Annotated in this window: 4 protein-coding genes and 1 pseudogene; all 5 read left to right on the plus strand. The window is 48.0% G+C overall.

Translation table 11 applies throughout. The features are described from left to right. A partial coding sequence (locus ACLD11_RS21630) for an IS256 family transposase (protein WP_411015363.1) occupies window positions 1-829 on the plus strand: 829 nt, incomplete at its 5' end. Between the two features lie 97 nt (window positions 830-926). Further along, window positions 927-1,040: pseudogene (locus ACLD11_RS21635) on the plus strand (IS630 family transposase); the annotation flags it as partial. A gap of 151 nt (window positions 1,041-1,191) precedes the next feature. Then, a complete protein-coding gene (gndA, locus tag ACLD11_RS21640; protein ID WP_411015364.1) occupies window positions 1,192-2,598 on the plus strand; it encodes an NADP-dependent phosphogluconate dehydrogenase in 1,407 nt (468 codons plus the stop codon). 236 nt (window positions 2,599-2,834) lie between these two features. After that, a complete protein-coding gene (ugd, locus tag ACLD11_RS21645) occupies window positions 2,835-4,001 on the plus strand; it encodes a UDP-glucose 6-dehydrogenase (RefSeq protein ID WP_021294061.1) in 1,167 nt (388 codons plus the stop codon). A 142-nt stretch (window positions 4,002-4,143) separates the two neighbouring features. Then, window positions 4,144-5,127 (plus strand): LPS O-antigen chain length determinant protein WzzB, encoded by a 984-nt coding sequence (gene wzzB / locus ACLD11_RS21650; protein WP_411015365.1) that lies wholly within the window; start codon window positions 4,144-4,146, stop codon window positions 5,125-5,127. Window positions 5,128-5,318: the final 191 nt, after the last annotated feature.

The raw sequence follows: 5,318 nt of genomic DNA on the forward strand, positions 1-5,318 counted from the left end.
CGATGGACAGAGAGTACCTCGCGTCAGTCCTTGCGGGGTGCGGGGTTTCGTAATCTTGCCCTGGTGGCAGCAGCGCCCGCTGGAGAAGGTTTATCCCTTCGTCTGGCTGGACGCCATTCACTATAAAGTCCGGGAGGATGGTCGTTACCAGAACAAGGCCGTCCACACGGTGCTGGCGCTGAATCTGGAAGGCAAAAAAGAAGTTCTGGGTCTGTATCTGTCGGAAAGTGAAGGCGCTAACTTCTGGTTATCCGTACTGAGTGACCTGCAAAATCGTGGAGTTGAAGACATTCTGATAGCCTGCGTGGACGGGCTGACTGGCTTCCCGGAGGCGATTAACAGCATTTATCCACAGACAGAGGTGCAACTGTGCGTCATTCACCAGATACGCAACTCGATAAAATATGTCGCATCGAAGCATCACAAAGCGTTTATGGCCGACCTGAAGCCGGTGTATCGGGCAGTATCAAAAGAAGCCGCAGAGACGGCACTGGATGAGCTGGAAGCGAAATGGGGCCAGCAGTATCCGGTGGTACTCCAGTCGTGGCGTCGCAAGTGGGAAAACCTGTCAGCGTACTTCCGTTATCCGGCCAATATACGTAAAGTGATCTACACAACCAACGCGATAGAGTCGGTGCACCGTCAGTTCAGGAAACTGACCAAAACGAAAGGCGCTTTCCCGAATGAAAACAGTCTGTTGAAGCTACTTTATCTGGGGCTGATGAACGCGCAGGAGAAGTGGACAATGCCCATCCAGAGCTGGAATTTGACATTGTCGCAGTTAGCCATTTATTTTGAAGGGCGGCTGAATAATGTGATGACGCTGTAGAGTTTTTAACGTGACACAGAATTCTGAACGCTCTCTGGACAGAGAGTACCTCGCGTCAGTCCTTGCGGGGTGCGGGGTTTCGTAATCTTGCCCTGGGCTTACTGTCATACTGATGCTACATCGTGGTTTTAGCTTGTCATGTTGCAAGAGTGTTATGCTGCGCTGGATTAACTGGTTTACACTGTCTGGTGCTGAAGGCCTAAAGTCATTGCTACCTCACTTTATGAATACTGTTAGCTATCCCTTGGCGGAAAATATGGGATGGCTAAAGTATAGCGGTATTAGTATCAGTTAGTTAGAATTGGAGTAAAATTCTAGCCGCGCTCTCGTCGCGCGGTGACCACACCTGACAGGAGTATGTAATGTCCAAGCAACAGATCGGCGTCGTCGGTATGGCAGTGATGGGGCGCAACCTCGCGCTCAACATCGAAAGCCGTGGTTATACCGTCTCCGTTTTCAACCGCTCCCGTGAAAAGACCGAAGAAGTGATTGTCGAGAATCCCGGCAAAAAGCTGGTGCCTTATTACACGGTGAAAGAGTTTGTTGAATCCCTCGAAACGCCTCGTCGTATCCTGTTAATGGTGAAAGCGGGCGCAGGTACTGATGCAGCTATCGATTCGCTGAAACCGTATCTGGAAAAAGGCGATATCATTATTGATGGCGGTAACACCTTCTTCCAGGACACAATCCGTCGCAATCGCGAGCTGTCTGCGGAAGGTTTTAACTTTATCGGTACCGGTGTTTCCGGTGGTGAAGAGGGCGCGCTGAAAGGGCCATCTATCATGCCTGGCGGTCAGAAAGATGCCTATGAACTGGTGGCGCCGATCCTGACGAAGATTGCTGCCGTGGCGGAAGATGGCGAACCGTGCGTGACCTATATCGGTGCCGATGGTGCTGGTCACTACGTCAAGATGGTCCACAATGGTATTGAATATGGCGATATGCAGCTTATCGCTGAAGCTTACTCCCTGCTGAAAGGCGGCCTGAACCTCAGCAATGAAGAGTTGGCGAACACTTTTACCGAGTGGAATAACGGCGAGCTGAGCAGTTATCTGATCGACATCACTAAAGACATCTTCACTAAAAAAGATGAAGACGGAAACTATCTGGTGGATGTCATTCTTGATGAAGCCGCCAACAAAGGGACCGGTAAATGGACCAGCCAGAGCGCGCTGGATCTGGGCGAACCGCTGTCGCTGATTACCGAATCCGTCTTTGCGCGTTACATCTCTTCGTTGAAAGCGCAACGTGTTGCCGCATCTAAAGTGCTCTCCGGGCCGAAAGCGCAACCGGCAGGCGACAAAGCGGAATTTATCGAGAAAGTGCGTCGCGCGCTGTATCTTGGCAAGATCGTCTCCTATGCGCAGGGCTTCTCGCAGCTACGCGCCGCGTCTGATGAATATCACTGGGATCTCAATTACGGCGAGATTGCTAAGATTTTCCGTGCGGGCTGTATCATTCGCGCTCAGTTCCTGCAGAAGATCACTGATGCTTACGCAGAAAACGCTGGTATCGCTAACTTGCTGTTAGCGCCTTACTTCAAGAAAATTGCTGATGAGTACCAGCAGGCGCTGCGCGATGTCGTGGCTTACGCGGTGCAGAACGGCATTCCAGTGCCGACATTCTCTGCGGCAGTGGCCTACTATGACAGCTATCGCGCCGCAGTACTGCCAGCTAACTTAATTCAGGCGCAGCGTGACTACTTTGGTGCGCACACCTATAAACGTACTGATAAAGAAGGCATTTTCCATACCGAGTGGTTGGAATAATTTCTGCAAAAATGTTTAAGCCCGGTTTAATACCGGGCTTTTTTTTATCTCTATTCTTATTGATTTATCGCTTTTGCTTAATATTAACTTAATAATCTGTGTTTATCGTAATGAAGATAATCTGAATTGTTTTCGTCTGCGTTGCACTTTATATACTCAGGCGTTAAAACTTTAATATCTTATCAGGATGCGAAATACATCATGATTCATAATTAAGTTAATTCTGAGAGCGAATAATGAAAATCACGATATCCGGGACGGGTTATGTTGGCTTGTCTAATGGTTTGCTTATTGCACAACATCATGATGTGGTGGCGTTAGACATTGTTCCTTCCCGTGTTGAACTGTTAAATGATCGGATATCTCCGATTGTTGATAAAGAAATTCAGCAATTTTTAAAGGAAGATAACATCAGATTCAGGGCAACGCTGGATAAGTTTGATGCGTACCAGAATGCAGATTACGTCATCATTGCTACGCCTACGGATTACGATCCCAAAACCAACTATTTTAATACGTCCAGTGTGGAATCGGTCATTCAGGATGTGATCAGCATCAACCCCGCAGCCGTGATGATTATTAAGTCTACGGTGCCGGTTGGCTTCACGGCAGCAATGCGCCAGAAGTTTGCGACAGAAAATATCATTTTCTCTCCGGAGTTTTTACGTGAAGGTAAAGCCCTTTACGATAATCTTTATCCCTCCCGTATCGTGATTGGGGAACAATCTGAGCGCGCCAGAGAATTTGCCGCATTACTCCAGGAAGGCGCTATTAAACAGGAGATTCCGACGCTGTTTACGGACTCCACTGAAGCGGAAGCCATTAAACTTTTCGCCAATACTTATCTCGCTATGCGAGTCGCTTATTTTAATGAATTAGACAGCTATGCTGAAACGTTAGGGTTAAATACCCGACAAATTATTGAAGGGGTGTGCCTCGACCCGCGTATTGGCAATCATTATAATAATCCCTCTTTTGGTTATGGCGGATATTGTTTGCCAAAAGATACCAAACAGTTGCTGGCTAATTATCAGTCGGTGCCTAATAATATTATCTCCGCTATCGTTGAAGCAAACCGTACGCGTAAAGATTTTATTGCCGACGCTATCCTCGCCAGAAAGCCTAAAGTGGTGGGCATTTATCGCCTGATTATGAAGAGTGGCTCCGATAACTTTCGCGCCTCATCGATTCAGGGGATTATGAAACGTATTAAAGCGAAAGGCGTAGAGGTCATCATCTATGAGCCGGTAATGCAAGAAGAAACTTTCTTTAACTCACGTCTTGAACGTGATTTGCACTGCTTTAAACAGCAGGCGGATGTCATTATTTCCAACAGGATGGCGGCAGAGCTTTTGGATGTCGCTGAAAAAGTGTATACCCGCGATCTTTTCGGTAGTGATTAATAAGGCAATCGGGGCTGATGAGTCCCGATGATTTATTGACCAAATGGAAATAATGTCTGATTTTTATCATTAATCCTATGGCATATATTTGCTTTATGACTACACTGTCTCCAGCTTCATCCTTTTTTTAGTTAGGGTATCTATGACAGTGGATAGTAATACGTCTTCCGGGCGTGGGAACGATCCGGAACAGATTGATTTGATTGAGTTATTGCTACAGTTATGGCGTGGGAAGATGACCATTATTGTAGCCGTTATTATCGCCATTTTGCTGGCCGTAGGCTACCTGATGATAGCCAAAGAAAAATGGACATCCACGGCGATTATTACCCAACCTGATGCCGCGCAGGTTGCCACCTATACCAATGCGCTCAACGTCTTGTATAGCGGGAATGCCCCCAAAATCTCTGAAGTGCAGGCGAATTTTATAAGCCGCTTTAGCTCTGCGTTCTCCGCATTATCGGAAGTGCTGGATAATCAGAAAGAGCGGGAAAAGCTCACCATTGAACAGTCGGTAAAGGGGCAGACGCTGCCGCTCTCGGTTTCTTATGTGAGTACTACCGCTGAAGGGGCGCAGCGTCGGCTGGCGGAATATATCCAACAGGTGGATGAAGAGGTCGCTAAGGAACTGGAAGTTGACCTGAAAGATAACATCACGCTGCAAACCAAAACGTTGCAGGAGTCCCTTGAGACGCAGGAAGTTGTGGCGCAGGAACAAAAAGATCTGCGTATTAAGCAAATCGAAGAAGCGTTGCGCTATGCGGATGAGGCCAAAATCACGCAGCCGCAGATTCAGCAAACCCAGGATGTTACCCAGGACACGATGTTCCTGCTGGGGAGCGATGCGCTAAAATCGATGATACAGAACGAAGCGACGCGTCCACTGGTCTTTTCTCCGGCCTATTACCAGACGAAGCAGACACTGCTGGACATTAAAAATCTGCAAGTGACTGCTGATACGGTGCACGTCTATCGTTATGTAATGAAGCCGACGCTGCCGGTCCGTCGCGATAGCCCGAAAACAGCCATTACCCTCGTGTTGGCTGTGTTGCTGGGCGGGATGATCGGTGCCGGGATTGTGCTGGGGCGCAATGCGCTACGTAGCTATAAGCCAAAAGCCTTGTAAGCTTCTTTGCCGGATAGTGGTCGGCTTCGAAAGGTAAAATTTCTCACTAAAAAACCGGGCATTGCCCTGAGGGATCCCCACAAACTCAGCGCTAATAAATCAGCACCATATTTCGATAGGTTCTGGCAAGGTGGTTAAGAACGGTGCTCAGCACCGTTCGCCTTAAAATTAGCGGAGAGTGTCGTAAGATA

This window comes from Salmonella sp. 741265116_PST (assembly GCF_046567715.1).
In the GTDB taxonomy this organism is placed as follows: Bacteria; Pseudomonadota; Gammaproteobacteria; order Enterobacterales; family Enterobacteriaceae; genus Salmonella; species Salmonella enterica.

Coding starts and splice junctions, on each gene's coding strand:
- wzzB (WP_411015365.1), top strand. CDS start 4,144: ATGACAGTGGATAGTAATACGTCTTCCGGGCGTGGGAACGATCCGGAA.
- ugd (WP_021294061.1), top strand. CDS start 2,835: ATGAAAATCACGATATCCGGGACGGGTTATGTTGGCTTGTCTAATGGT.
- gndA (WP_411015364.1), top strand. CDS start 1,192: ATGTCCAAGCAACAGATCGGCGTCGTCGGTATGGCAGTGATGGGGCGC.